This window comes from Synechococcus sp., assembly GCF_982614295.1.
This window is the reverse complement of the sequence record NZ_CEXBMR010000007.1, coordinates 45,848-47,405: the sequence shown is the minus strand read 5'-3', so window position 1 is coordinate 47,405 and position 1,558 is coordinate 45,848. Positions and strand designations below refer to the sequence as shown.

Below are 1,558 nucleotides of genomic sequence, written 5' to 3'. Positions count from 1 at the left end.
ATTGCTAAGTTTAGCCCAGCTGGCAGAAGAAGAGCTGCAACGTATTCCTGCCCACTGGTTAGATGAATCGATAGTTCAATTAAGTGGATTAGCCAACGGACGTAAAATTGGAATAAACTCCCAATTGAAACGTTTAGCTGATTTAATACTTGGGATTTTACTAATACTAATTGCAACAATCACTTTATTTCCAATTGCGCTAGCAATTTACTTGCATGATCGCGGCCCAATATTTTATTCTCAAATACGCACCGGTCTTTTTGGAGAATCATTCACAATTTATAAGTTGCGAACTATGCAGCAAACAGCAGAAGAGAATGGGGCGCAATGGAGTAATCCGGGAGATAAGCGAATTACTCCAATAGGCAAATGGTTAAGACGCAGTCGCTTGGATGAGTTGCCACAATTATTAAATATAATCAAAGGTGAAATGAGCTTTATAGGCCCAAGGCCGGAGAGGCCAGAACTAGAACATGATTTAGAAGTTAATATTCCCCATTACAGATTGAGGCATTTAGTGAGGCCAGGTTTAAGTGGTTGGGCCCAAGTAAACATGGCCTATTCATCATCTCTAGAAGATGCAGAGTTAAAACTATCGTATGATTTATATTATCTGAAAAACAAAAGTTTTTGGCTTGATTTGCTAATTTTAGCAAAAACATTTAAAACTGTGTTGAAAGGTGCAGGCCGCTAACAAACTACTTGCTCTTTATTTGCTTTCCGTAAATTCAGCATCAATCACATCATCGCCAGCTGATCCAGCATTGTTGCCGGGAGCGGCTCCGGGAGCCCCATCAGCGCCCGCCCCTGCTGCTTGCTGGTATACAGAAGCACCAGCCGCATAAAGGGCCTGCTGCAATTGCTCTTGCACAGTTTTCATCGCTTCAAAGTTTTCCTTTTCAATAGCCTCTTTTAACTGGCTAGCGAAACCTTCAACCTTGCCTTTATCTTCTGCGGAGATCTTGTCGCCCAGTTCCGTGAGTTGTTTCTCAGCTTGATAAACCAAAGTTTCAGATTGATTTTTTAGATCGATCTTTTCGCGGCGCTCTTTATCAGCGCTGGCATTGGTTTCAGCATCTTTAACCATTTTATCAACTTCATTATCACTAAGGGTGGAGGCACCGGTGATAGAAATTGTTTGCTCCTTGCCGCTACCTTTATCTTTAGCGGTAACGCTGAGTATGCCGTTTGCATCGATATCGAAAGTTACTTCGATTTGAGGCACACCGCGGGGGGAAGGAGGAATGCCATCAAGGCGGAAGGTGCCAAGGCTCTTGTTATCAGAAGCCATTTCCCGCTCCCCTTGAAGCACATGGATTTCTACATTTGTTTGACCATCCACTGCAGTGGAATATGTCTCAGTTTTTTTAGTAGGTACGGTGGTGTTGCGGCTGATCATCTTCGTCATCACACCGCCAAGAGTTTCCACACCAAGCGATAAGGGTGTTACATCTAATAGGAGGATGTCTTTTACTTCACCAGCTAATACACCGCCTTGAATAGCAGCGCCAACGGCTACCACTTCATCGGGGTTAACAGTTTGGTTTGGATCTTTTCC

General features: G+C 43.5%; 2 protein-coding genes. One reads left to right on the top strand and one right to left on the bottom strand.

The features are described from left to right. A partial coding sequence (locus AC2JC8_RS02345; protein WP_484594138.1) for a sugar transferase occupies positions 1-694 on the top strand: 694 nt, incomplete at its 5' end. Positions 695-709: 15 nt separating this feature from the next. Here AC2JC8_RS02345 and AC2JC8_RS02340 read toward each other — a convergent pair. Continuing rightward, a partial coding sequence (locus AC2JC8_RS02340) for an Hsp70 family protein (RefSeq protein ID WP_484594137.1) occupies positions 710-1,558 on the bottom strand: 849 nt, incomplete at its 5' end.